The 23,896-nt window shown below is 38.9% G+C and carries 24 protein-coding genes; 12 read left to right on the forward strand and 12 right to left on the reverse strand.

Going from position 1 to position 23,896, the window contains the following annotated elements; translation table 11 throughout:
- Window positions 1-8: 8 nt before the first annotated feature.
- Together I6F48_RS01255 and I6F48_RS01260 are read right to left on the reverse strand one after the other, a co-directional pair.
- Window positions 9-1,061 carry an aldo/keto reductase gene (locus I6F48_RS01255; RefSeq protein WP_165739615.1) on the reverse strand — a complete coding sequence of 351 codons (1,053 nt, stop codon included), beginning with the start codon at window positions 1,059-1,061 and terminating at the stop codon, window positions 9-11.
- Window positions 1,062-1,070: 9 nt separating this feature from the next.
- Window positions 1,071-1,505 carry an acyl-CoA thioesterase gene (locus I6F48_RS01260; protein ID WP_010553137.1) on the reverse strand — a complete coding sequence of 145 codons (435 nt, stop codon included), beginning with the start codon at window positions 1,503-1,505 and terminating at the stop codon, window positions 1,071-1,073.
- Window positions 1,506-2,184: 679 nt separating this feature from the next.
- On the opposite strand from I6F48_RS01260, the gene dinB reads away from it, so the two are divergent.
- Window positions 2,185-3,237 (forward strand): DNA polymerase IV, encoded by a 1,053-nt coding sequence (dinB, locus tag I6F48_RS01265; RefSeq protein ID WP_024590076.1) that lies wholly within the window; start codon window positions 2,185-2,187, stop codon window positions 3,235-3,237.
- Between the two features lie 129 nt (window positions 3,238-3,366).
- Window positions 3,367-4,887: a M17 family metallopeptidase gene (locus I6F48_RS01270; RefSeq protein WP_197112398.1), complete on the forward strand. Its 1,521-nt coding sequence runs from the start codon at window positions 3,367-3,369 to the stop codon at window positions 4,885-4,887.
- Between the two features lie 72 nt (window positions 4,888-4,959).
- Here I6F48_RS01270 and I6F48_RS01275 read toward each other — a convergent pair whose 3' ends face one another.
- Together I6F48_RS01275 and I6F48_RS01280 are read right to left on the reverse strand one after the other, a co-directional pair.
- Complete coding sequence (locus I6F48_RS01275; protein ID WP_007581540.1) at window positions 4,960-6,597, reverse strand: methyl-accepting chemotaxis protein; 1,638 nt, start codon at window positions 6,595-6,597, stop codon at window positions 4,960-4,962.
- Window positions 6,598-6,739: 142 nt separating this feature from the next.
- Window positions 6,740-8,965 (reverse strand): S9 family peptidase, encoded by a 2,226-nt coding sequence (locus tag I6F48_RS01280; protein ID WP_165739621.1) that lies wholly within the window; start codon window positions 8,963-8,965, stop codon window positions 6,740-6,742.
- 111 nt (window positions 8,966-9,076) lie between these two features.
- Here I6F48_RS01280 and I6F48_RS01285 point away from each other — a divergent pair, with 111 nt between their 5' ends.
- Window positions 9,077-9,481 (forward strand): HIT domain-containing protein, encoded by a 405-nt coding sequence (locus I6F48_RS01285; RefSeq protein WP_165739623.1) that lies wholly within the window; start codon window positions 9,077-9,079, stop codon window positions 9,479-9,481.
- A gap of 41 nt (window positions 9,482-9,522) precedes the next feature.
- Here I6F48_RS01285 and I6F48_RS01290 read toward each other — a convergent pair whose 3' ends face one another.
- On the reverse strand, window positions 9,523-11,223 hold the full coding sequence (locus I6F48_RS01290; RefSeq protein ID WP_024590071.1) for a dipeptidyl-peptidase 3 family protein: 1,701 nt from the start codon (window positions 11,221-11,223) through the stop codon (window positions 9,523-9,525).
- Window positions 11,224-11,519: 296 nt separating this feature from the next.
- On the opposite strand from I6F48_RS01290, the gene I6F48_RS01295 reads away from it, so the two are divergent.
- A complete protein-coding gene (locus I6F48_RS01295) occupies window positions 11,520-12,359 on the forward strand; it encodes an HDOD domain-containing protein (protein WP_024590070.1) in 840 nt (279 codons plus the stop codon).
- Window positions 12,360-12,414: 55 nt separating this feature from the next.
- Here the strand turns inward: I6F48_RS01295 and I6F48_RS01300 are convergent, their stop codons facing one another.
- Window positions 12,415-14,097: an amidohydrolase gene (locus tag I6F48_RS01300; RefSeq protein ID WP_165739628.1), complete on the reverse strand. Its 1,683-nt coding sequence runs from the start codon at window positions 14,095-14,097 to the stop codon at window positions 12,415-12,417.
- A gap of 172 nt (window positions 14,098-14,269) precedes the next feature.
- Here I6F48_RS01300 and I6F48_RS01305 point away from each other — a divergent pair, with 172 nt between their 5' ends.
- Both I6F48_RS01305 and I6F48_RS01310 read left to right on the forward strand, forming a co-directional pair.
- Window positions 14,270-14,791, forward strand: a complete 522-nt coding sequence (locus tag I6F48_RS01305) for an energy transducer TonB (protein ID WP_197118651.1) — start codon at window positions 14,270-14,272, stop codon at window positions 14,789-14,791.
- A 183-nt stretch (window positions 14,792-14,974) separates the two neighbouring features.
- Window positions 14,975-15,427, forward strand: a complete 453-nt coding sequence (locus I6F48_RS01310) for an energy transducer TonB (protein ID WP_165739632.1) — start codon at window positions 14,975-14,977, stop codon at window positions 15,425-15,427.
- A gap of 57 nt (window positions 15,428-15,484) precedes the next feature.
- Here the strand turns inward: I6F48_RS01310 and I6F48_RS01315 are convergent, their stop codons facing one another.
- The 4 genes from I6F48_RS01315 to I6F48_RS01330 form a co-directional block, all read right to left on the reverse strand.
- Entirely contained in the window at window positions 15,485-15,721 is a 237-nt protein-coding gene (locus I6F48_RS01315; protein WP_024598659.1) for a calcium-binding protein, read from the reverse strand.
- 9 nt (window positions 15,722-15,730) lie between these two features.
- On the reverse strand, window positions 15,731-15,967 hold the full coding sequence (locus I6F48_RS01320) for a hypothetical protein (protein ID WP_007581558.1): 237 nt from the start codon (window positions 15,965-15,967) through the stop codon (window positions 15,731-15,733).
- Window positions 15,968-16,154: 187 nt separating this feature from the next.
- Window positions 16,155-16,382, reverse strand: a complete 228-nt coding sequence (locus tag I6F48_RS01325; protein ID WP_007581559.1) for a hypothetical protein — start codon at window positions 16,380-16,382, stop codon at window positions 16,155-16,157.
- Between the two features lie 24 nt (window positions 16,383-16,406).
- Window positions 16,407-16,640 carry a cag pathogenicity island protein Cag25 gene (locus I6F48_RS01330; protein WP_007581561.1) on the reverse strand — a complete coding sequence of 78 codons (234 nt, stop codon included), beginning with the start codon at window positions 16,638-16,640 and terminating at the stop codon, window positions 16,407-16,409.
- 330 nt (window positions 16,641-16,970) lie between these two features.
- On the opposite strand from I6F48_RS01330, the gene I6F48_RS01335 reads away from it, so the two are divergent.
- From I6F48_RS01335 to I6F48_RS01350, 4 genes are read left to right on the forward strand one after another with little or no spacing between them, the layout of a single operon-like run.
- Window positions 16,971-18,428 carry a sensor histidine kinase gene (locus tag I6F48_RS01335; RefSeq protein ID WP_165740274.1) on the forward strand — a complete coding sequence of 486 codons (1,458 nt, stop codon included), beginning with the start codon at window positions 16,971-16,973 and terminating at the stop codon, window positions 18,426-18,428.
- Between the two features lies 1 nt (window position 18,429).
- Complete coding sequence (locus tag I6F48_RS01340; RefSeq protein ID WP_024607489.1) at window positions 18,430-18,975, forward strand: hypothetical protein; 546 nt, start codon at window positions 18,430-18,432, stop codon at window positions 18,973-18,975.
- A gap of 2 nt (window positions 18,976-18,977) precedes the next feature.
- On the forward strand, window positions 18,978-20,327 hold the full coding sequence (locus tag I6F48_RS01345; protein WP_010553151.1) for a sigma 54-interacting transcriptional regulator: 1,350 nt from the start codon (window positions 18,978-18,980) through the stop codon (window positions 20,325-20,327).
- Window positions 20,328-20,335: 8 nt separating this feature from the next.
- Window positions 20,336-20,836 (forward strand): DUF1543 domain-containing protein, encoded by a 501-nt coding sequence (locus tag I6F48_RS01350; protein WP_165727610.1) that lies wholly within the window; start codon window positions 20,336-20,338, stop codon window positions 20,834-20,836.
- A 30-nt stretch (window positions 20,837-20,866) separates the two neighbouring features.
- Here the strand turns inward: I6F48_RS01350 and I6F48_RS01355 are convergent, their stop codons facing one another.
- The gene (locus tag I6F48_RS01355) at window positions 20,867-21,094 is read right to left on the reverse strand and encodes a hypothetical protein (protein WP_007581571.1); all 228 of its coding nucleotides are present in this window, start codon (window positions 21,092-21,094) and stop codon (window positions 20,867-20,869) included.
- A gap of 132 nt (window positions 21,095-21,226) precedes the next feature.
- Between I6F48_RS01355 and I6F48_RS01360 the strand changes: the two genes are divergently transcribed.
- The gene (locus I6F48_RS01360) at window positions 21,227-22,477 is read left to right on the forward strand and encodes a multifunctional CCA addition/repair protein (protein WP_197118652.1); all 1,251 of its coding nucleotides are present in this window, start codon (window positions 21,227-21,229) and stop codon (window positions 22,475-22,477) included.
- Between the two features lie 5 nt (window positions 22,478-22,482).
- Here the strand turns inward: I6F48_RS01360 and I6F48_RS01365 are convergent, their stop codons facing one another.
- Complete coding sequence (locus I6F48_RS01365) at window positions 22,483-22,647, reverse strand: hypothetical protein (protein ID WP_007581574.1); 165 nt, start codon at window positions 22,645-22,647, stop codon at window positions 22,483-22,485.
- Between the two features lie 216 nt (window positions 22,648-22,863).
- Between I6F48_RS01365 and I6F48_RS01370 the strand changes: the two genes are divergently transcribed.
- The gene (locus I6F48_RS01370) at window positions 22,864-23,895 is read left to right on the forward strand and encodes a hypothetical protein (RefSeq protein WP_197118653.1); all 1,032 of its coding nucleotides are present in this window, start codon (window positions 22,864-22,866) and stop codon (window positions 23,893-23,895) included.
- Window position 23,896: the final 1 nt, after the last annotated feature.

Below are 23,896 nucleotides of genomic sequence, written 5' to 3' on the forward strand. Positions count from 1 at the left end.
ATACATGCTTAATAAGGCATCGGATGGTTTCTAAATATAGTGTTAATATCACTAAGAATTTCGTCGCTTAACGTGATGTTAAATGCATCAATATCTTCTTTTAATTGGGCTATGCTTGTTGCACCAATAATTGAAGAGGTTACGCCATCTACTTGGTTGCACCATGCGAGTGCTAGTTGTGCTGGAGTAATATTGTTTGCATGAGCCAGCTCAACATACTGCTTAGTGGCTTGCTCTGCATTGGGTGTATCTCTAAAAATACCGTTGCGCTGCATGAAGGTCCAACGAGATCCTTCTGGGCGCGCGCCGTTTAAGTATTTACCCGTTAATAAACCAGCCGCTAGAGGTGACCATGGTAAATACGCAATATCTTCATGAACACATTGTTCTATTAAATACGGCCAATCTTTAGCGTGCGCTAGGCTAAACTCATTTTGAATAGATACCATACGCGGTAAGTTATGCTCTTTGGCCAAACTTAAAAACTGGCTTATACCCCATGGCGTATCGTCAGATAAACCGCAGTGCTTAATTTTACCTGCTTTAACACATTCATTAAGGCCCTCTAGAATATCAAGCATACTAGCTTGCTGCTCTTGTGTATTTACGTCGGTAAATTTAAGAGTGCCGGGCCATTGTCTGCCAAAGTGCGGGGTAGAGCGGTTTGGCCAATGCAGCTGATATAAATCAATGTAGTCGGTTTTAAGGCGCTTAAGTGAATCGTCTACGGCTTCTATTACCGTTTGGCGCGTAATATTGCCACCATCACGTACCCACGATAATCCATTGCCTGCAATTTTTGTAGCAAGTACCACATCGCTGCGCTTTTGCTGATTACGCGATAGCCAATCGCCAATAATTTCCTCAGTTTTACCATAGGTCTCTGGAGAGGGCGGTACTGCATACATTTCGGCTGTATCAATAAAGTTTACGCCTTGCTCTAGCGCATAGGCTATTTGTTCATCAGCATCGCTTTGAGTATTTTGTTTACCCCAAGTCATACTGCCTAAACATACTCTTGAAACGTTAATACCACTGCTGCCAAGTGGGCTGTATTGCATGAGAATTCCTTATTGCTCGTCTTGAGAGTAGCTAACTAACGCCGATAAAAGAGGCTCTGCAATGAGGGCTTTTTGGCCTGTTTCAAAATCAAACATAACCACTTTTGAAGTGCCTGTGGTTGTTATAGCGTTTTGTGCGTGACTAAATACGGTGTAATTCATAACAAACCGGTCTGTTTTTATATCAGAAATAGTAACACCGACTGTAAGCGTATCTGGGAATGTAACTGGGCGTTTATAACGAATGTTATTTTCGCTTATTACCGGGCCCACGCCATTAGGGCTTATTGTATCGAACAGATTTATTTTATTTAAGAAGTCGATTCGGGCTATTTCAAAGTAACGTAAATACACTACATTATTTACGTGTTGTAGTGCATCCATATCAGCCCACGCTACGGTGATGTCGGTATGGATAGGGTGCTGATCTTTAAACGTTTGCATTATTTATTGGCCCTTAATTTTAAAGTGCTTAGATTATCAACATGGGGTTACGAGCTCAAGGTAATTAATGGCATGTTTTTTTATAAGATGATTGTACCTATTTAATTTTAGGTCTACAGTTAAATTACACAGACAAACACAAAAACACACAGAGGTAGAAATATGCAGAACATAATTAATTGGTCCTTAGCTTGTTTGGTTTTTATAGCCTCTTTTACCTGTTACGCAATGGGTAACGAATCAGGCGCTATTATTTTGATGTTAGCAGGGTTTTTTTTCGAGGTTATGTTTTGGTTGCGCGGTTATAAAGAGCAAGAAGGTAATAAGCGCTTTTTTTAATCGCTAACTAGGGCCTGTTGACCTTTCAGGATTAAAATTTGTTCAATCTAGGGGCTATTTAATCGCGGCGCGAGGTTTGTGACCTAGTGGGCTAAGTAAAAACCGAGCAACAAAGAGTAAATTGCCCCTAGGCAGAACCCTTCGGGCAGCGTATGTTTGGCATTTGTGCTACGTTATCGCCTATTTATGGGGAATAACCACACTACATAGGCTCTGCCTTGCCTAAATACCAAACATACTGCTGCAAATTTAACCTCGAAAGATAAACAGGCCCTAGGCTTGCTTATCACATTTGATTCTATAATAATGACTGTATAAATAACCAGTTGTTGTTGTGGTGATGAAGAAGTTTATTCACATAGACATGGATTGCTTTTATGCAGCAGTAGAAATGCGAGATAATCCAAAACTTGCATGTGTACCGCTTGCTATTGGAGGCAATAGCCGACGAGGCGTGCTCTCAACCGCTAACTATATAGCGAGAGAATATGGCGTGCGATCGGCTATGTCGAACTATCATGCTAAACAATTATGCCCCGATTTAGTTATTGTTCCTGGGCGCATGGCTGTATACAAAGAAGCTTCAAATCAAATACGTGAAGTATTTAGCCGCTACACAGATTTAGTTGAACCTCTTTCTTTAGACGAAGCCTACCTAGATGTAACAGACAGCACCGCTTGTAAAGGCAGTGCCACACTTATTGCACAGCAAATAAGAGCCGATATTTACAATGCCACAGGGCTCACTGCATCAGCTGGTATTGCACCGATTAAATTTATTGCCAAAATAGCCAGCGACGAAAAAAAACCGAATGGTCAATTTGTCGTTTTGCCTCATGAGGTCGATGATTTTTTAGCGCAATTACCGCTGGGGAAAATTCCGGGGGTGGGTAAAGTAACGCTCGAAAAGCTAAATTTAAAAGGCTTATATACCGGCAAGGATGTACGTGAAAAAGGCGTTAACTGGATGCAGCAACATGTGGGTAATTTTGGTGTGTCGCTTTATCAAAAATGTGCAGGTGAATATGTTGGTAAAGTATCAACAGATCGCATCAGAAAGTCGCTGAGTGTTGAACATACCTACGAATACAACAAAACAAGTTTGCAAGAGTGCTTAGATGAGCTGCCAAAATTGTTAGACGAATTAGTTTTAAGGCTTAATAAACAGCAATTACAAAACCGTATTAATAAGCTGAGTGTTAAAGTGAAGTTTGCAAATTTTGTAGTAACCTCAGCCGATCAGGCATACCACGAGCTAAACACAGAAATATTTATTCAACTCCTTACTAAGGCCTATCAACGAGGGCTACAACAACCTGTAAGATTACTTGGCATAGGCGTTGGCATTAAAAGCGAGCCAGAACAAAACTTCCAACTGAGTATTCTCGATTAAGCTATAAAGCCTGTAACCCCAAGTTGCCATTTATTGGCAAGTTGTATAATTAGCTCATCGCACCTTGCTGGTCTTCAATATTTAAATCGACGATAATAGGGGCTTATGTTTTCTAACAGGACTTTATTTATGGCATACCCTCAAGCGGTTAGTGCAAGCCTTGAATGCACATCTCATGATGCGCTTATTATTATTAGTGATGACTTTTCTCTATTACCAAATAACTCATTACGTGATGCTATTTTAGACCAAGCAAAAGTTGATTCTCGTATTGGTAAACAAGTTACTTTATTAGTGATTGAAAACAAACGCGTTGTACTTGCGCCAACGGGTCCGTTAAATAGAGATTACGACGATGTTCGCCGTTATTTTGATGCTGCTAAATTAGCAATTAACGAAGCAAAAGCGTCGGGTAGTGTTAATCCTGCATTATTTTTACCAAATTTAAATGGCGATAGCCGTTATCAGCATGCTTTAGAAGTTGCTTATTTAGGCGCTTGCCAAGCCTTATGGCAGCCATTAGAAGCGCGTGAATATCACGGTGAAAGTATTGAACCTATTACTCAAATTGGTTTAGTTGGCGCAAGCGAGCAAACAATCAAAGCTGTTAATGCAATTGCTGCAGGCCAATATGCCGCGCGTGACTTGTGTGGCACCGAACCTGAGCGTATGGCTCCACCACGTTTTGCTGATTACTGCGTTGATTTATTTAAAGGCTCAAGCATTGCAGTTGACGTAATTGATGATATTGCAGCTATTGATAAAAACTACCCAATGCTAAGCACTGTTGCTCGTGCATCGTATGCAGTTGAGCGCCATCACCCACGTGTTGTTAAGCTTGAATATGTACCAGAGGGCGAAATTACTCGTACACTTATGTTTGTAGGTAAGGGTCTTGTATACGATACAGGGGGGGCAGATTTAAAAGTAGGTGGCCATATGGCAGGCATGAGCCGTGATAAAGGCGGCGCAGCTTCTGTTGCGGGCTTTATGAAAGCTGTTGCGGATTATCAGCCTAAAGGCGTTAAAGTAGTATCGTACTTGGCTGTTGTTCGTAACTCTATTGGTTCTGATTGTTTTGTGCCAGATGAAATTATTACTAGCCGCGAAGGTATCCGTGTACGCATTGGTAATACCGATGCAGAAGGGCGCTTAGCAATGGGTGACCTGCTTAGCGAAATGAAAGATTTAGCTAAAGGCGAAATAAACCCAACGTTATTTACTGTAGCTACATTAACGGGTCACGCGGCACGTGCAATGGGCCCTTACGGTGCGTATGTTGAAAATGGTCCAGCTCGTAGCGCTGGTGTTTCACGTCAAATAGCTGACCTTGGAGATTTGTGGGCCGATGGCGCTGAAGTATCGCGTTCTCGCCGTGAAGATTACGACTTTATTAAACCACGCACGCTAGCTGACGATGTTTTATCTAGCAATAACGCAGCATCTGCTGTTACTGCGCGTGGACATCAGTTCCCTATGGCGTTTATGGCTATTGTTGGTGGGCTTGATAAGCACGGTAACGACTCTGCACAACCTTTGCCTTATGTGCATATGGACATTGCAGGAAGCGGTGTTGAAGGCGGTGATTGGCAGCATGGCAAGCCAACGGCTGCATCAGTAACCAGCTTGTTTGCACGTTACTGTTTGTAAGCTAAAAACTTACATGCAATAAAAAAGCCCTGTTAATTCAGGGCTTTTTGCATTTTATGAGAACGGTATCGATTAATCTAATTTAAAACGATTAACTACGCTCGAAAGCTCTTGGCTACTTTGTTTAAGATTATCACTGGCATCGGTAAGCTGTTTAGTATTATTTAATGATTGCTCAGTTGATTGAGATAGCTCATTAATACGCAAATTAACCTCGTCGGCAGCTTGAGTTTGCTGCTCTGTGGCGCGTGCGATTTGGCTGTTCATTTCGGTAATAATTGAAACAAGTCGTTCTATTTCATTAAGTGAAGTATTGGCTGATGACGCCTGATCTACGGTAGAAACTGAAAGTGCTTGGCTTGATTTAACTGCTTCTACTGCTGCTTTTGCACCTTCTTGAAGTTTAGTGATCATGGTTTGAATTTCGTCGGTACTTTGGCCTGTACGACTGGCCAGTGTTCTTACTTCATCTGCAACAACAGCAAATCCTCGGCCATGCTCTCCTGCGCGAGCAGCCTCAATGGCAGCATTTAATGCCAGTAAGTTTGTTTGCTCCGAGATGCTTCTTATTACATCAAGTACAGAGCCTATATTATGGCTCTCGTTGGCTAAATCTTCTGTTACACGACTGACTGTTTCTATGTTGCTTGAGAGTGTTTCTATTGCTGTAATTGTTTGCGCAACCACATTTTTACCCGTTGATGCGTTTTGTGCTGCATCTTTAGCTGCTTGCTCTGCGGCTTCGGCGTTACGGCTTACATCATGTATTTGGTGAGTCATTTGCTCCATGGCAGCTGCAACTTGGGTTGAGCTATCGTTTTGAAGCTCAATAAACGAGTGGCTTGTTCTACTTGAATCATCAACTGTATGCGCATGTTCGCTTACATCGTTTGCACTTTGTGATACATGAACAAGAGACTCTCGCATTTTTAAAACAAATAAATTAAATGAGTGTGATAGTTCAGATATTTCATCGTTACCGGATTCATTTAATGTACGAGTTAAATCGCCTTCACCTTGTGAAATATCTTTCATCATATCGGCTGCTAAACGAGTAGGTATTAAAATGCTCTTGCCTATAAAGTAGCTAAGTAAAATAACAGCAATAATCATAATTGTTGCACTGACGACTATTAGATTACGTTGCTCGCTAAATGCTTCGTCAATTGAATCAAGATAAACACCTGAGCCAATAATCCATTGCCATTGATTAAAACCTTTAACAAATGCGATTTTTTCAACTGGTTTTTCTTTACCTGGTTTTGGCCATTTATAAGGAATAAATCCCTCGCCAGAGCGTTTAACTATATTAACCATATCAACAAACAATGCTTTGCCGTCAGGGTCTTTATTATTGGTTAAATCTTTTCCCTCAAGCGCAGGTTTTATAGGATGCATAACCATTTTTGGCTGGTAATTGTTAATCCAAAAGTAATTGGTTTTGTCGTAGCGCAGAGCTCTTATTGCATTAAGTGCTTGCGATTGAGCTTGTTGTTGAGTGAGAGTATTATTTTGCTCAAGGTCATAAAAGTGCTCGATTATACTGTACGCAGTTTCTACTACATTTTGTGTTTTAAGGTACTGCTCGTTTTTAAGAGAGCTATATTGGTGAGTTAGGCTGGCTACACTAAGCGCTATAAGCCCAAATACAACAATAGCTATGAGCAGCGAGAAACGTTGGAATATACTAAAACTACGTAGACTAGGCATACATTTATCCTCAAAAAGTGTGCGCTTTAGCGCATAGAATAAGCGTAGCTAAAAAAAGAGTTTAATCTAGGCTTAACGCCCATTAATGCAAAAAAAAGGCTGATTTATCAATCAGCCTTTAGTCTGTTATTACTTTACTTGCTTATTTAACATCAAAATGACGATTAAAGAAGTTTGTAATTGTTTGATGTAAGTGTGTTTGCACTTGTTTACCACGTAGGCTGTGCTTAGAGCCTGGGTAGGTCATCATTTCAAACTGTTTTTCGTTATCTTGCAGTTGTTTAAACAATTTAGTTGAATGCGTAAACAATACGTTGTCGTCAGCCATTCCATGATAAATCATTAATGGGCCTTTTAAGCCATCAGCATATGGAAATACTGCGCTGTCTTCATACCCTTTAGCATTCGTATCAGGGTGACCTAAATAACGCTCTGTGTAATGCGTATCGTATAGAGCCCAATCGGTTACAGGAGCACCCGATACGCCGGCTTGAAAGTAATCGCCTGCTTTAAACATAGTCATAAGTGCCATGTAGCCGCCGTAGCTGTGGCCATAAACACCGATGCGTTGTGGGTCTACGTAATCAAGTGTACGTAAAAACTCTACGCCTTTAATTTGATCGGCAACTTCAACCACGCCTAGGTTTTTATAAATAGCATCTTCAAACTTTTTACCACGGTTGTACGAACCACGGTTATCCAGTTGAAAAATTACGTAACCTTGTTGCGCCATGTATTGAAAATACAAGTTTTTACTGCGCCAGCTATTCGTCACTCGTTGAGCATGCGGGCCGCCGTATACGTTAACAATAACAGGGTGCTTTTTGCCATCAGTAATGTTGCTAGGCTTAAATAAACGGTAATGCATAACTTGGCCATCTTCGGCTTTAATTGTGCCGTATTCTGGTTTTGTTAAGTCGCTTAAATAAGGAGTAAGCGGATGGTTACTATCAAGCTTATTTTCTTCAAGCCATGTAATAAATTCGCCGTTTACTTTACGAAGCGCTGCTGAGTTTGGTTTATTATCAGACGAGCTATTATCGATAAAGGTTTTGCTATCTTTTGCTAGCACAACATTATGGTACTGACCTTTTTCGGTGATACGTTTGGCATCGCCTTTTTTAAATAAAGGCGCGCTGTATAAATGGCTTTCAAGCGGTGTATCTTTTCGACCGGCAAAGTAAACAATGCCTTTTTTCTCATCAATACCTTTTAAGCTATCAACAGCCCAATCACCTGAGGTAATTTGGCGAACAAGTTGACCGTTTGTGCGATATAAGTATAGATGTTTAAAACCGTCGCGCTCAGATGCCCATACAAAATGTTTTTTGTCTTTTAAAAACTCAAGATCAAAATGTAAGTTAATCCACGTTTCGCTGTTTTCGATTAATGCTACTTTTTGGACTTTAGTTTCGCTGTTATAAAAACGAAGCTCTAATTTATGTTGCGAGCGATTTTGCCATTGGTAAGACAGTGTATTGCCGTCTTTTAGCCACTTAGCACGCGCGATATAAATGTCTTCATCTTTACCTAAATCAATCCAATCTACTTTTTGGTCATTTAGCTTAGCCACACCGAGTTGAATTTTTACGTTATCAGTACCTGTAAACGGGTAGCGTTGGTTAAATAATTTAACTTCATCAGCGTAAATTTCGTTACGGATAGCTTCTTTTACTGGAGTTTCGTCAACGCGGGTATAAGCAATTTTAGTTTCATCACCTGACCACCAGTAACCCGTCATGCGGCTCATTTCTTCTTGAGCTACAAATTCGGCCATGCCGTTTTTAATTACGCCGCCGCCATCTTTACTAAGCTGAATCTCTTTACCTGATTCAAGCTCTAAAGCGAATAGGTTTTGCTCTCGAATAAACGATACGTAGTTACCTTTAGGTGAAAAGCGTGCATCGGTTTCAAATGTTTCAGTGTCGGTTAGTTTTTTACTTTTAGCAGAGGCTAAATCGTAATAGTAAAGGTCGCCGTTAAGTGGGAATAAAAGTGCTTTACCGTCTTTAGACCATTTGTATTCTAATATGCCTTTACCAAAAATACGTTGGCGTTCGCGGCGTGCTTTTTCTTCATCAGATAGGTTTTCTGGGCCTGAAAATAACTTTGCCGAATCAACTAGCACACGGTTGGTGTTATCTTTTAGATTGTATTCCCATAAATCGTAGCGATTGTAGTCATCGCTTTTGCCTTGTAAATAAGTTACACGGCTGCCGTCAGGCGAAAATTTAAGTTGTACAGGTGATTTACCCGAAAGGCTCGGATCGTCAAAAATACGCTCCAACGATAAAGGTTTTGCTTGAACACTAATAGCGCCAACCATTAATGGGAGGGCTAGTGAGAGGTGTTTTATTTTTTTTAGCACAAGGTTGCCTTAGCTTATTATAAATATTGCTTTGATGGTAAAGCCAAGCGTGTGCAACTGCAACTAAATGCTATAAAGTGGCGATTATTAAAGACAAAGTAGGACATAACAATGACTAACCCTGAATTTAAACTAGCGCCAGAACTTAAACGCGACTGTATAGAGCTTGCCGATTGGCCACTGTGTAAAGTACTTTTATTGAACGACAGCCAATATCCGTGGTTTGTATTAGTGCCTAGGCAGGCTAACTTAAAAGAGATAATTGATTTATCTGAGGATGATCAAATTGTGTATTTAAAAGAGTCAGCCAAGCTAAGTAAATTATTAATGGATGTGTTTAGCCCTTATAAGTTAAACATAGCGGCTTTGGGTAATATGGTGCCGCAATTACATATTCACCATATTGCACGCTTTACTACTGATGCTGCTTGGCCTGCGCCAATTTGGGGTAAGTATCCAGCTGTGCCGTATACAGATGTACAAATTACAGAGTTAAAAAAAGCGCTGCAGTTTTAAGCTGCAACGCTTTTTTAGGGTTTAGCTAAGTTTAACTAAAACTACTTAAGCCCTAGTACTTCTTTACCTTGCTTAAACGTTACATCTACAGGGATATTTGCTTTACTTAGTTTTTCTAAGTCTTCAGCAAGTTCTTCTTTTATATCGCCATGCGTTGCAATTAGTTGATCTACTTTTTCGTAATCGCCATCACCTTGTAAGGTTAAAATTAAGCGAGAAAGCTTGGCCATTGCAATGCTCATTTTTTCCATATTAACGCGGTACAGGCCTTCTTCATTTTTAGAAAAAGCGCCTTCTTGAGCAAAAAAGTTAAAGCGGATCATATTTGCTTTACCATGCGCACTTGATGCTCCAAAACGAACTGAGCGGAATATACCCGCCATGAAGGTCGTGTAATAATCTTCAATAGTTCCTTCTGTAATTTCGCCCTTTTTAAGTAATTGCTCAATCATGTACAGGCCTAAAATGTCGGCTTTACCTTCTTCAAGCGCACTTGCGTGTTCTTGTAATGATTGACGAACAGTACCTTTACCTGTGATTGTATTTTTAATACCTAAACCGTGAGCGACTTCATGGAACATCGTATTGGCAAAAAATGCATCAAAAGTAATGTGTTTACGCTGCTCAGGTACAATTAACTGCTTTGAAATAGGTACTAAAATTTTATCAAATTTAGCACGCATCGCATTTTTAAGTTGCAGGCGACGAGTTCCTTTTTCTAGCTGTACTTGCTCATCGTTTGGCAAGTTAATCGCTATTGTTTTACTACCAGCGTTTGAATGCCCAGCGTAGTAAACAACATCATATGCATTTAGGTCGGCGTCAGAGCCTGGTACTTCTTGTTTGTACTTAGCATCAACGGGTAAGCCTTTTTGAAGCTCCGGTAAAAATGCGGCAAACTTAGCTAAGCGTTCGCTCCATTTTAAATCTTTAATAAGTACGTAAGATTCATAAGCTGCGCGGTAACCAAATAATTGATCTTCATAGGTCTCAATTGGACCAATAACCACATCTACTGGGTTGTTTTTCATATCCATCCAAGCAAAGTCAGATACTTGGAAGTCATCTTTTTGTAGAGCATCAGCACGCAAGTTTAGATAGTTAGCAAACTCTTTATCGTCAGCAAGTTTGCTAGCTTGACGTAAAAGGTCAGCGGCTTTTGCAAGCTCATTAGCGTATTCTTTTGAATATGGCACGCTGTAAAGCTTACCTTGCTCATCACGCTTAATTACAGAGTAAAGGCCTGTTTTGTCTTCAACATCTGCATTGTTTAACTCTTCTTTGGTTATATCGGCAGGGTAAAACTGTGCGCCAAGAGGTTTTTCTTTATAGCTGGATAAAAACGCTTCATCGCCATTTAAACGATCCCATGGACCGTAGTTAATATCGGCAAATTTACGTACTTTGTCGTCGTTTAGTTTTGCTAAAAAAGCGTCTTTATTTTCGCCAAAAGATTGTTTCCAAAATAACTCGTCCATTATTTTTGAAGCATCAATAAGCTTTGCAACCATTGCTCGTTGGTTATCGCTTAAGTGCGATAAATCACTTTGTAAGCTAAAGTCGGTGTAAATATCTAAACGTTGGTTATTTGCATTAATAAGCTCAGGGCCTGATTGTGCACTGCTTTTTTGAGCAAGCTCTGTGGCTGTGTTGTCGGTAGAAGACGGCGCTTGTTCAGAACATGCACTAAGAAAAACGACACCAGAGAGCATAATTGCTTGGCTAATTTTATTTAAGATCATTATATTGCCTGTTAAAAAGTAAGTTTAATAATTTGTACTGCTTTAGTTAAAAGACTAAATATGTACAAACGCTTCCTTATTGTGAGTGCATTAAAGCAAAACTAAATAGTAAATAGCAAGTATTTGGCGTTGTAAGGCAAGCATGAGCGATAAAGCATTATAAATAAAAATAAACTTCTATAACTTTCTTAACTTTATCGGTAAGTTAGACAATACTAATTATATTACTAATACGAAAATTAACTGCCTGAGTTTGCAGTTACTTTACAGGCTGAACACAAAAGGACGGCAGCTTTATGTCTACAGAAAACGCTTTATTAACGATTCTAGTCGATAGAATAAATAACGATACGTTGGTTTTACCAACGCTACCTGAAGTAGCGATTAAGGTTCGCCAAGCTGCAGATAACCCTGATGTGAATTTAATGCAAATGTCAGATGTAATCTCACAAGACCCAGCGCTTTCAGCTCGTATGATAAAAGTAGCTAATAGTGCGATTATGGGACGTTCTGTAAAAGTATCTAATTTACAACAAGCAGTGACTCGCATTGGGTTGCGCCAAATTAAAAATATTGCAACGGCTATGGCTATGGAGCAATTATTTGTATCAAACAATGAGCTAATTAAAGGCTACATGGGCAAGGCTTGGCAAAAAACATTAACCGTTGCTAGCCATTCAATAACACTCATGGAGTTTTACTTAAAAAACAATAAACACACTTCATTAAATCGTGATTCAATTACATTAGCTGCGCTTGTTTACAATATTGGTGTATTACCAATTTTAACAGAAGCTGAGCGCCACCCTGAAGTGTTTGCCAACCCAAGCTTTTTAGCGCACGCAATTCAAAAGCTGAGTGGGAAAATTGGCTCGTCGATTATGCAAGCGTGGGAATTTCCTAAAGAGTTTGTTGATGTAGCTCTAAGCTGGGCAGATCCAAGTTACAAACCTGATAAAGTTAGTTACGTAGACTTTATTCGAGTAGGCGCTATTTTAGAGGGAACATTACAGGTTTCTGATAAGTCAGCAGCGCTGCAAACGTATATAGACAAAGGCGTTATACCGTCTATGCAGCTATTCACAAGTGATGAGTACAACGACATGCTAAAAGATGTGAAAAACATGTTTAGCTAAAAGTGCCTTCCTACACAACCCAAAAGGGTTAACTTGCGTTAACCCTTTTTTAGTTTTATTTTTCGGTGGTATTTTCTGTTTTAGTTTTTTCGTATCGTTTTATTCCTGCTACCCATGTTTGCAGCACGTTTGTTTTGTATATCTCGTCAACAGGTACTTTAAAGTAGTCTTTATCAATTAAAATAAAGTCGGCCCATTTACCTTTTTCTAAACTACCCACCTTAAATTCTTGATGAGCTGAATAAGCGCCACCGAGAGTAAATGCACGTAATGCATCTTCGCGGCTTAGTACTTCACTTGCGCGCCAGCCGTTTTCAGGTAGTTTGTTATGATCCATGCGTGTAATGGCTGAATACAAACCATCAAATGGATTTGCAAGCTCTACCGGGTAATCAGAGCCTGCTGCAACAACCGATCCTTGCTTTAAAAATGTTTGCCAAGCATAGGCACCGCTTAATTGTTTTTCAGTTAAGCGTTGCTCTGCCATATGCATATCAGAAGTGGCATGTACTGGCTGCATTGAAGGGATTATTTTTAACGCTTTAAAGCGAGGGATATCCACAGGCGTTACAATTTGTGCGTGCTCTATTCGGTTACGTAGTAATATACCGCCCGTTTTTTTAAACACATTTTGATAAGCATCAAGTACTACTTTATTTGCTTTATCGCCAATGGCGTGGGTATTTGCGCTAAAGCCGCTTTTAAAGCTTTGTGTAAAGAGCGCTTCGAGTTTTTCTTGTGTTTCAAGCATTAAACCATGGTGACCAGGTCTGTCTGCGTATTCTTCAATCAGAGCGGCTCCGCGAGAGCCAAGTGCGCCATCGGCGTAAACTTTAACACTGCGAATTTCCATAAAGTCATTTTTGTCGTGGTATCGGCCTGCCTTTAACATTGTATTTAAATCAGGGCTTGCACCACTTAACATTGCCACAATACGTAGCGGTAAATTACCAAGGTCGCCGCGCTCTTTGTAAACCTCCCATGTGGCTTTATCAATACCTGCATCGTGAGTAGAGGTAATGCCTAAACTTAATAAATGCTTACCTGCTGCATCTAGTGAGTCACTTATATCTTGCTTTGAAGGGGCTGGCATATGCTGGGTAATTAGCGATTCTGCTTTATCTACAAAAATACCCGTAGGATTGCCAAATTCGTCTTTAATTATTTCACCGCCTTCAGGCGCTTTTGTTTGGGCGTTAATACCAGCAAGTTCGAGCGCTTTTGAATTAACCCAAATGGCATGACTATCAACCCGCGAAAGAGCCACAGGTCGATCGCTCACTACTTTGTCTAAATCTTTAGCTGTAGGAAAGCGTGTATCAGCCCAAAGCTCTTGGTTCCAACCTCGCCCAATAATCCAACCTTGTTTGTTATCGGCAAATACTTTTAGTTTATTTGTTACTTCATCAACCGATGTTGCGCCGCGTACGTCAAGTTGCGATAAATTGTCGCCAAGGCCAATAACGTGCCCATGAGCATCAATTAAGCCAGGTAATAAGGTATTACCGTGCGCGTCAATTAGCTTGGCATCTGGGTAGCTATCTTTAAGTGTTTCGCTACCGAGCTTAACTACCTTGCCATTTTTAATAACGAGGGTAGAAAACTGCTGTACTTCACCTTTGTATAAAGGGGTATAACCATTGGCGTTATAAATTACTTTTGTTTGTGCGAGAGTGTAACTAGAACTAGCGCAAAGGCTGGCTAGTATGAGTGGTTTGATTATTTTTTTGAGTGGCATAGTTACTTAATTTTTATTGTTAATTTACTTACATTAACAAACTTGATTTTATAATACCAATGAATTGATAGACCTCATTTTAAGGCTTTTCTCTATATTAACTGTTTACAAAATAGGTAATTGATGTAATTATTTAGTATGTAAAATAATCAATAAAGCATAAGGAAACGCTATGAAAGCCCTCTATTTATTACTCCCATTAACTTCATTACTTGCGGCATGTGGATCGATACCTACTGCAGATAAAAGTGTAGAAAAGCTAAACCATACTGATGTATCAAATGCTGAAATACGCGATTATATAGATTTATCAAGTGTTGAACTGCGCGACAGGGTGAAAGACTATTGGAATATTTCCACAAGAACAGAACCACGATATCCAATAGCTGCTGCAAAAAAAGGTCTTGCAGGTTGTGTAGAACTCATGACTATTATTAATTCTGAGGGTAAGGCGCAAGGATATAAAGTAATTTCTTCATATCCTAAAGGGTTATTTGATGAAGCAGCAGCTCAATCTTTAAATACATGGGCCTGGCTGCCTACTAACGTAAATGTAGTTAAACAACCTGTACTTACGCATATCAGAATTGATTTCATGATTGATTCAATACCTGTAGGTAAAAAATATCTAAAAAATTGTCCGGCTGGCGAAACATTTCAAGTAACAGGTAAAATTAAAAAAATCTCCTACTGATGAAACATTTCAAGTAACGAGAAAAATTACAAGGTTTGAAAAAAAAAGTACTTATTTACCTCACTTTAAAGTTACTTTCGGTGTGTGTAATATTTTGGATCGAACCTTTATAAAATCTGATGGGTATGAGTTTAATACGAATATTACAAATAACTAAATAAGCATCAAGAATAAGGAAATGCTATGAAAGCTCTCTATTTATTACTCCCCTTGAGTATGATGCTAATAGCCTGTAGTTCAACGTCTGATAAACAAGTAAGCGATGAAATGCTGAGTTTTATTGATTTATCGAGTCCTGAACTGCGAAGTAAGGCAGGTGAATACTGGGATGTTGTTAAAAGAGTAGAGCCGCGATATCCGATAGAAGCTGCAAAGAAAAGTATTTCAGGTTGTGTTGAGCTTGCTACGTTAATTAATTCACAAGGTAAAGCCCAAGGGTATAAGGTTATCTCGTCTTACCCAGAGGGCGTGTTTGATAATAATGCGGCAGCTGCTGTGGGTTTATGGCGCTGGAAAGCGACAACTGAAAATACGAGTAATCAACCTGTTCTAACTTATCTCAAAATGGATTTTATGGTAAGCCCAAAACCTGCTGATGCAGAGTATTTGGCGCATTGTTCTAAAAGTAAAACCTGAACGTAATTAATAGATATAAATATAATAAGCTAGGTGTTTTTTTACCTAGCTATAAAACTACTTACTTGCATATAAGCCATATTCATTTAATGCTAATTTACCGTCTTTATCACTGTCGTAGCTTGAAAACCGTGACCACAAAGCCGGGTCTATAGCGGTTTCTGAACGTGATAAAAAACCGTCTTTATTCCTATCTAGCTTTTTAAATTGCTTTGCAATGTCGTTACTTGCGGCAAAACTAAATGTGCTAAAAATACTAAACGCCAGCAGCGTTATATAGCTAATGCTTTTCATACAAATCACTTAGTAAAGGTTGTTAGTTAGATAACTTTTAAATTCGACTAGCGAAATTTGGTTATCTTGGTTTTTGTCCCATTTTACAAAGGTGTTTAAAAGTTGTGGTTGGGGATCAAGTTCGTCATGTGTTAAATAGCCACTTTTGTCGCTATCTAGGTGATCAAAGCGTTGCTTTACATCAAGTGCCGCGGCATCAAAACTTAATAGCATTAAAATGCTTATAACAAGGGAAAGTATCTTCATGGTTTTCCTTCCAAAAGATGTATTAAAAGTTCGTGGCTAAAATAAAATAAAAAGGAAAAAAGCACTTGCCGTAATTTAACTCCCAACATTAAATCCTTTTACACACTCCCTCAGGGATTATGGCAAATGCTTTTAAATTCAGTTTACTTGTAACAAACTTAAGTAAAGCTTGATCAGTAATTACTCATTAAGGCTTAAAGCTTTCAAATTCTTTTTTTGAGACTTTTTCATCACCGTCTTCATCTAAGTCGGCAAATTGTCTCATTACTTCCTTGTCTTCCTTAGCTTCTACAATTGATATTTGCCCGTCCATATCCTTATCTAAATGGGCAAAGCGCACGTTTGTTGGCGATGCAATTACGGTGGCACTAATTGCTAAAAACATTAATGAAAAAGCGGCTATAAGTTGTTTCATAATCACGTTCCTTATTAAATGAGTTTATTGAATAAATTTTTTGAATTCATCTAGCGACAATTGCCCATCTTGATTAGTATCAATTTGTAAAAAATTCTCGTGTAGAACGGCATCTTCACCTGCTTCGGCTTCACTTAATGTGCCGTTACTGTCTTTATCAAGCTCGTTAAAAGTCGCGTGAACGTCCATTGCGTGTGCGTTAGCGCCTAAAAAGCCTAAAGCCAGTAATGATGAAATTACTAAAATGCGTTTGTTCATAATTATTTCCTTATTGATTAAAGTTATTACTCCTACTACAAAAATGATGCCAAAAATAATTGTTGTTAATTTTCAAGTGTTTATATTTTTAACTTGAAAGAGGTGGGAAGTTTTTACGGGGTTTATTGTAATTTTTGTGTGCCTTTTGCAACACTATGTAGTGAGATTAAAGGTAGGGTTTAAAAATCAATGGTTTACGTTGTCTCTATTTGGCGACACATTGTTTTTGTAGCGCTGGCTGTTAATCGTATTAAATATAATTGCTGGTTCAGCTAGTGTATAAGGTAAGCACTTAATAATAGAACGCTTAACTTAAAAGGACTAAACGAAATGCCAGCAACCATAGCTAAAAAATACCATGCAATGCTTAACTGGCGGCCTAATTTAATTGGGCAATTTGCAATGAGTATGCTGCTTTCGTTACTCCCGCTTTCTATAGTGGTGATTGTATTTTTAAATGCGCTTAACAAGCAATTAGCAGTGACTCAAAGTATCGTGAGTAACAACTACCAAGTTACCAAATCGTTTAACACTCTAAAACAAGAACTCAACAGCCTTGAGCGCGCCACTAGGCAAAACTGGGTATTAAAAAGCGAATCGTTAGATAAGCTCATTGTCGATAAATGGCAATCATCCCTGCAAAGTATTGATGAACTTAAATTTGTTAACACGGATAAAGATTACACCTACCAATGGCAACGCTTATATGTCACCTTACAAACAGCGCATGTAGAGCTTGTTGAGCAAAAACAACAGCAAGCGGAGCTATTTGTGCCAGTGAGCGATTTAGTTGCTGAGCTTACTTTATGGTTACGTGATAAAAATGAAGCGCAAATTACCAATAACCAAAATGAGCTTACAAGCCTACAAACTTCATTTATAAACTGGCTGGTGGCACTTATTCCGCTTACTTTAATTGTTGGTGGTGGTTTTTTATGGCGTATAAGTGGGCGACTAAAAGGGTTAACTACAGTTATTGATAAACTAGGGCAGGGGCATTGGCAGCAAAAAATATCTGTGAAAGGCTCCGCTGAGCTAGTTGAGCTAGGAGAAAAACTCCAATGGGTGCAAGAGCAACTTCATATGCTTGAGCAGCAAAAAGATACCTTTTTACGCCATGTTACCCATGAGCTAAAAACGCCGCTTGCTTCAATGGTCGAAGGCACTGATTTACTAACTGATGAAATAGTAGGCCCAATTACTGCTGAGCAAAAAGCAGTGCTTGAGCTTATTAGCCAATCTATGGTGCGCCTTCGTACAATGATTGACAGCCTGCTGAGTTATAATGCGATTCGCACCAGTAAAGACAGCCTAAGCGAAGTTGAGTTTAGCTATCTTATTAATAAAATTAATAGCCATTTTGAACATCGCTTAAGTGCGCGTCAGCAAGCTCTACAGTGGCAAAATAACTTACCTAATAAACAGCTTGCTTTGCCTAGTGAGCTTATTGAGATGATTTTAATTCAGCTTATTTCAAATGGCTTAAAATTTTCACAAGATAAGCAAAGCGTTACTATTAATTTAGCGCTTGAGCAAAACCAACTTTGTATTGCTGTACTTGATAAAGGATGCGGTATTAAAGAGCAAGAAAAAACTCAAATTTTCAGCGCATTTTATCAAGGTAAACACAGTAAAAATGTTACGCTGCAAGGCAGTGGGCTTGGCTTAACTATTGTGAAAGAGTCTGTTGAACAGCTAAGAGGTACACTTACTGTTGAGCATAACGAGCCGCATGGTTGCCGGTTTTCAATTAAAATTCCCATAACAAAAAATCTAGGAGTTAATTAACATGCGCTTGCGTTTAATCGCTATTTTATGTGTGCTCAGTAGCAGCATGGTTATATCAGGTTGTGAAATTAATAATGGGCAAGAAGAGCGTGTGTCAATTACACCTGCACCTGTGGTCGATACCAAAATAACGAATGACAAAAACAGTAAACCTAGTCCAAAACCCAGACCAAAAATTGAACCAAGCTATCCGCCTGCAGAGCAAGTTATTGCATGGCACGCTAATCAGTGTGGCGGATTTAAATTGGTGCCAAAAAAAGATATTTTTACAGGTGAAAACGATCTTAAACGTTTTTTTAAATTTATGTGCTTAAACATAAATGATGATCCAAATACGGTAATGACTAAGTTGCTAAAACTCGATCTTGCTTACTTTTGGCCAGATGATATAAAGCAATATTTATGGCTTCAAAAGCAGCAAGTGACTATGCAAATAAATGCTAAAAAAGAGCAGCAAGCACTTAACAATAAAATGCAAGAAACCCTCTCATCGTTAGCAACTATTGAGCAGCAGCTTTTACTACGAGAAGAAACTAAGGAGCAGTAACTATGGCAGCAACTAAAGTGCAAGGTGCAAAAGTATTACTCGTTGACGACGACGCTAGCTTATTAAAACTGCTCGCTATTCGTATCGAATCAAAAGGATACGAAGTAACGACCTGTGAAAGCGGCTTAACCGCACTACAAATACTTAAAAGCCAAGTGTTTGACGCCGTAATAACCGACCTACGTATGGATGAAATGGATGGCATGGCACTGCATCGTCAGCTGCAAAGCCGCTACCCTGCATTACCTGTCATTATGATGACAGCGCATGGCTCAATTCCTGATGCCGTAGAGGCAACTAAGCAGGGCATTTTTGCATTTATAACTAAACCTGTAGATAAAGATGAGCTATTTGACAGCCTTGCTAAAGCGATAGAAATACATGGTGTTAATGCAGATGAAGCAGCACCTAAAAGTAATATAGTTACGCGCAGTGGTGCAATGCTGCACTTGTTAGAGCAAGTAAAACTACTTGGGCCAACGCAGGTTAATGTATTGATTTCGGGGGCTAGTGGTACAGGTAAAGAGCTACTCGCACAGGCGATTCATCAGCATAGTCATGTAAGCGGTGGCCCTTTCGTTGCAATTAACTGCGGCGCTGTACCGGGTGAGCTTTTAGAGTCAGAATTATTTGGTCATAAAAAAGGCTCTTTTACGGGCGCAATTAAAGATCATCAAGGTTTGTTTCAACAAGCTGAGGGCGGCACGCTATTTTTAGATGAAATAGGCGATATGCCACTTAACTTGCAGGTTAAGTTATTGCGCGTATTACAAGAAAAAACAATTCGCCCCGTAGGCTTTCAAGAAGAAATAGCAATTGATGTACGTATTGTATCGGCAACACATAAAAATCTTCCTGAAGCTATTTTAAACCAGCAATTTAGAGAAGATTTATACTATCGCTTAAACGTAGTTAATTTAAAATTACCGCCACTGTGTGAACGCCGCGAAGATATAAGCTTATTAGCACAGCACTTTAGTGCAAGTATTGCTAAGCGCATGAAGCAAACTGAAAAACACTTTGCCAGCGATGCCATGCATGCGCTTGTGCGTTACGACTGGCCAGGTAATATCCGCCAACTACAAAACGTAGTAGAGCAGGTTGTAGCATTAACGCCAAGCGATGTTATTTCAGAGCACTTAGTATTAGCTGCGCTAAATAGTAACGAAACAAACGTAGAACCATTATCACTGAACGACGCTAAAAAAGAGTTTGAGCGCGACTATGTAATTAACACTTTAAAAATGGCAGGTGGTAACGTAGCCGAAGGCGCTAAGCTTGCCAAGCGCAATCGCTCAGATTTTTATAAGTTGATTAAAAAGCATAATATTGATGTTGATAATTTAGGTTAAGGAAAAGCATGCAGTTATTTATGGTGTATTTAGGTGGCCGGATTCAAGGTTGCCACATTGAAATGCATGATATTCGTTTTGTTGTAGGGCAAAACATCGAGCAAACTTATACAAAGTTAAAAAGCCAATGGGTAGGCGACAGAAGTAGTGTTCACATGGATAGCTACATGGCAATTAATGATATTGATGGCTTTAAAGTAGAGATTGTTGATACGTACGTTGAACAAAATAAACAACTCTATTTTGTAAATTTAGGCGCTTACAGAAGTGATTCTATGGCTGAGCAACACGACTTTGCACTGTATGTTGCAAGCAGTAGCCATGAAGCTAAAGAGCGGGCTAAAAGCGATTTGCTAGCAGGGCTTAGCCATATTCATAAAGATGATTTACATGACGTAGACGATTGCTTTGCCATTGATTTACTCGACAGCCAGCTAAACATTAAGTTCACGCCCAGCGGTATATCGCAGCCTATAAAGCCAGACTGGTTTGGCTATCACATACTTTAAATTATAATAAGTAGCTAAAACTGAGTAGGATTAAGAGTCCTGCTCGTTTTGTTCATCCTTTTCGCTTTTAGCCGCCATTTTAAACGCCACAATAACCAATCCAAACATAGCAAACGGCAGTGCTGCTAACATGTATTCAACCACATTACTGTCTTGAAAGTTTGCTTGTAGTAAAAAGTGACCCGCCACACACATTAAAATAACCACTAATAAAATGGGTAGTAACATAAGTTCTTTTTTTGATGAATGGTTTTTCATTAATTGTGAGGCTATAGCTGAAAATAATGCGCCATTGTAATGAGCTTACTTAAGCTTGGCAAACACCGCAGAATTTTTTAATTAATGTTATGATTAGTATCAAACAATTTTATTAATGTTTATGGGAATAAAGTGAAAAGTAACTTAAAACAAGTCTACCTCGTTGGTGGTGCAGTGCGCGACAAACTGCTAAATATAAAATCAAAAGATAACGATTATGTAGTGATTGGTGAAACACCAAAAACGATGGAATCGCTTGGTTTTGTACCAATAGGTAGCGACTTTCCGGTTTACTTGCACCCAAAAACAAAAGAAGAATATGCACTTGGGCGCACAGAGCGTAAAAGTGGCAAAGGCTATACTGGCTTTGTGGTTGATGCCAGCCCAACGGTAACGCTCGAAGAAGATTTAGCAAGACGCGATTTAACCATAAATTCAATGGCGCTTGATGAACACGGTAATATTATTGACCCGTTTAATGGCCAAGCTGACTTACAAAATAAAACACTGCGCCACACCACTGAGGCATTTGTAGAAGACCCTGTTCGAGTACTGCGTATTGCCCGTTTTTTAGCGCGCTATGGCAGTGATTGGCGTATTCACCCAAGTACGTATGCATTAATGCGCGAGCTTAAAAATAAAGGTGAGCTAAATCATTTAGTACCTGAGCGCGTGTGGCTTGAAACTGAAAAAGCACTGGGTGAAAAGCACCCTGAGCTTTATTTTGAAGCACTGCAAGGCTTAGGTATTTTTCCAGAACTTGAGCGCATGGTTAATGTACCGCAACCGGCAAACCATCATCCTGAAGGTGATGTATTTGTACATACTATGCTGGTACTTAGGCGTGCAGCCGATTTAAATTTTAATTTAGAAACACGTTTTGCTGCACTAACCCATGATTTTGGAAAAGCGCTTAGTTTTAAAAAATATGGAAACCTACGTGGGCACGAACGCGAAGGTGTTGCAGTTATTGAGGCGTTTTGTGAGCGCTTAAAAGTGCCTAACCGTTTTCGCGATGTTGGTGTACTCACCAGTGATAATCACACCCTTTGCCACACGATTGATCAGTTAAGGCCGCAAACCATTCACAAGCTAATAGTGACTAACTTAAATGCGTTGGTACACCCAGAACGTTTTATAGCGTTTACCCAAGCATGCCAATGCGATGCACAAGGGCGTGGTGAAACACTTGTTGATAAGCCATACCCGCAATCAGCTAAGCTGCGAGCAATTCATACTGAACTGCAAAAAATGGATAAGAAGCTGGTAGTGCAAAATGCACTTAAAAATGGCAAAAAAGGCCCTGAAATAGGCGAAGAAGTAAAACTTGCAGAAATAAACTGCATTAAAGCATTTTTAGAACATGAGAAGTCCCAAGCGTAATAAAATTAGACTAAGTAGTGCGATACGCCTTGGTTTTTAGTCGCGTCGTGCTTTCTTAGCTCTTTGTAGTTTGTACTTTTTGGTTTTACATTTTCAGACTCAGGTTTTTTAGAGGGCCTGTATAAGTCAAAAATAAAGTCTAGTTCTTCACGCTCTAGTGATGGTTTCATGAGTATTCCTTCAATTTAATACTTTAATATGATGTAGGGTATGGTCATTCGACTGAATTAAAAGTGAATAGTTACATTTGAAGTTGTACTAAATTGTAATCGGCAGTTTTGAGGAATGAATTGCTAATAAATACCTAGCTGGTAGGAAATGTATTTTATTTTTATACAATCGTTGCTAGTTTGAATCTTGAAATTTTTAACCTCAAGGAGTCCATTTTGTTGGATCTTTTTTATTTAGGTACTTTGATTACTCTTCCAGTATTAATACCAATCATATTGATAATTTGGCTTTTAGGTAAAGGGAAGTGGGATAAACAAAGGTATATAAAAGCATTAACATTAAATTCAGATAAAGGGTTATCTAGCCAAGGACTTCTATGGCTAAGTATTTTATGTCCGGTTTGCTACTTTTTATTCATAGGTTCAATTATATGGTCTGGATACGAAATATCTATTTCAGAGGAAGGGCTAAGCAAGTTTCTTTCAATTAGCACTTTACCATTAACTTTACTTTCATTAGCAATACCCTTTTCAGTTTTAGTATCGCGATTTCATGCTACAAAGCAGACAGCTGAACAAATTAAAATAACACGAATGAAAAATAATATAGATTTATTCAATTCGCATAGAAATGAACTTTTTAGCTATTTTAATCAGATTGATGAAATGAATTATTTCGGTGTGATTACTGGGAAATACAAAGTTAGGCCTAGGTTACATAAAGTATTTTTTATGGGAAAACCTGCGCAAGGAGTCCCATATGTAAATCCAGAAAGCTTTAGAAACATTGAAAATGAACTAAGCTCAGCTAGAATTAATCTTCATATGATATTTAGTGCTAATCTTAACGATAGTAATGCATTAGATTTAGCTTATGATGTATATATTTTGAATTTTTGCAGCTGTATTTATAGGTTAAGTGAGATGCTAGGCTTACCTGAAATATATGATACTTTAGCTGAAAAAAGTACATTAGTCCCTGTAACTACAGCAAGTAGGGATAAACTTGAAATATTAACAGTTGGTTCCAGAACTTTGGAGGCAGTTTCAGCATATCGATATGCAAAAGGGTTTTATGATAACTTATGTGATTTTGCAGGTGAGAGCTCAATGCAACCTGATGAAAATCATTTAAAATATATAGATGTAGGTGATAAATTCCTTGAAGCAGAAGGTAAAAATATAATTGAACATTTACATGCGACCAAGATAAAAGAAGCTACTGGATCTTATACTCATCCCCATTAAT

The sequence above is a fragment of the Pseudoalteromonas sp. SWYJ118 genome, from assembly GCF_015864505.1.
In the GTDB taxonomy this organism is placed as follows: domain Bacteria; phylum Pseudomonadota; class Gammaproteobacteria; order Enterobacterales; family Alteromonadaceae; genus Pseudoalteromonas; species Pseudoalteromonas arctica.

What these genes read in the sequence shown, in the direction of transcription:
- I6F48_RS01255 (WP_165739615.1), bottom strand. Translation starts at nt 1,061, where the DNA reads ATGCAATACAGCCCACTTGGCAGCAGTGGTATTAACGTTTCAAGAGTA.
- I6F48_RS01260 (WP_010553137.1), bottom strand. Translation starts at nt 1,505, where the DNA reads ATGCAAACGTTTAAAGATCAGCACCCTATCCATACCGACATCACCGTA.
- dinB (WP_024590076.1), top strand. Translation starts at nt 2,185, where the DNA reads ATGAAGAAGTTTATTCACATAGACATGGATTGCTTTTATGCAGCAGTA.
- I6F48_RS01270 (WP_197112398.1), top strand. Translation starts at nt 3,367, where the DNA reads ATGGCATACCCTCAAGCGGTTAGTGCAAGCCTTGAATGCACATCTCAT.
- I6F48_RS01275 (WP_007581540.1), bottom strand. Translation starts at nt 6,597, where the DNA reads ATGCCTAGTCTACGTAGTTTTAGTATATTCCAACGTTTCTCGCTGCTC.
- I6F48_RS01285 (WP_165739623.1), top strand. Translation starts at nt 9,077, where the DNA reads ATGACTAACCCTGAATTTAAACTAGCGCCAGAACTTAAACGCGACTGT.
- I6F48_RS01290 (WP_024590071.1), bottom strand. Translation starts at nt 11,223, where the DNA reads ATGATCTTAAATAAAATTAGCCAAGCAATTATGCTCTCTGGTGTCGTT.
- I6F48_RS01295 (WP_024590070.1), top strand. Translation starts at nt 11,520, where the DNA reads ATGTCTACAGAAAACGCTTTATTAACGATTCTAGTCGATAGAATAAAT.
- I6F48_RS01300 (WP_165739628.1), bottom strand. Translation starts at nt 14,097, where the DNA reads ATGCCACTCAAAAAAATAATCAAACCACTCATACTAGCCAGCCTTTGC.
- I6F48_RS01305 (WP_197118651.1), top strand. Translation starts at nt 14,270, where the DNA reads ATGAAAGCCCTCTATTTATTACTCCCATTAACTTCATTACTTGCGGCA.
- I6F48_RS01310 (WP_165739632.1), top strand. Translation starts at nt 14,975, where the DNA reads ATGAAAGCTCTCTATTTATTACTCCCCTTGAGTATGATGCTAATAGCC.
- I6F48_RS01315 (WP_024598659.1), bottom strand. Translation starts at nt 15,721, where the DNA reads ATGAAAAGCATTAGCTATATAACGCTGCTGGCGTTTAGTATTTTTAGC.
- I6F48_RS01320 (WP_007581558.1), bottom strand. Translation starts at nt 15,967, where the DNA reads ATGAAGATACTTTCCCTTGTTATAAGCATTTTAATGCTATTAAGTTTT.
- I6F48_RS01325 (WP_007581559.1), bottom strand. Translation starts at nt 16,382, where the DNA reads ATGAAACAACTTATAGCCGCTTTTTCATTAATGTTTTTAGCAATTAGT.
- I6F48_RS01330 (WP_007581561.1), bottom strand. Translation starts at nt 16,640, where the DNA reads ATGAACAAACGCATTTTAGTAATTTCATCATTACTGGCTTTAGGCTTT.
- I6F48_RS01335 (WP_165740274.1), top strand. Translation starts at nt 16,971, where the DNA reads ATGCCAGCAACCATAGCTAAAAAATACCATGCAATGCTTAACTGGCGG.
- I6F48_RS01340 (WP_024607489.1), top strand. Translation starts at nt 18,430, where the DNA reads ATGCGCTTGCGTTTAATCGCTATTTTATGTGTGCTCAGTAGCAGCATG.
- I6F48_RS01345 (WP_010553151.1), top strand. Translation starts at nt 18,978, where the DNA reads ATGGCAGCAACTAAAGTGCAAGGTGCAAAAGTATTACTCGTTGACGAC.
- I6F48_RS01350 (WP_165727610.1), top strand. Translation starts at nt 20,336, where the DNA reads ATGCAGTTATTTATGGTGTATTTAGGTGGCCGGATTCAAGGTTGCCAC.
- I6F48_RS01355 (WP_007581571.1), bottom strand. Translation starts at nt 21,094, where the DNA reads ATGAAAAACCATTCATCAAAAAAAGAACTTATGTTACTACCCATTTTA.
- I6F48_RS01365 (WP_007581574.1), bottom strand. Translation starts at nt 22,647, where the DNA reads ATGAAACCATCACTAGAGCGTGAAGAACTAGACTTTATTTTTGACTTA.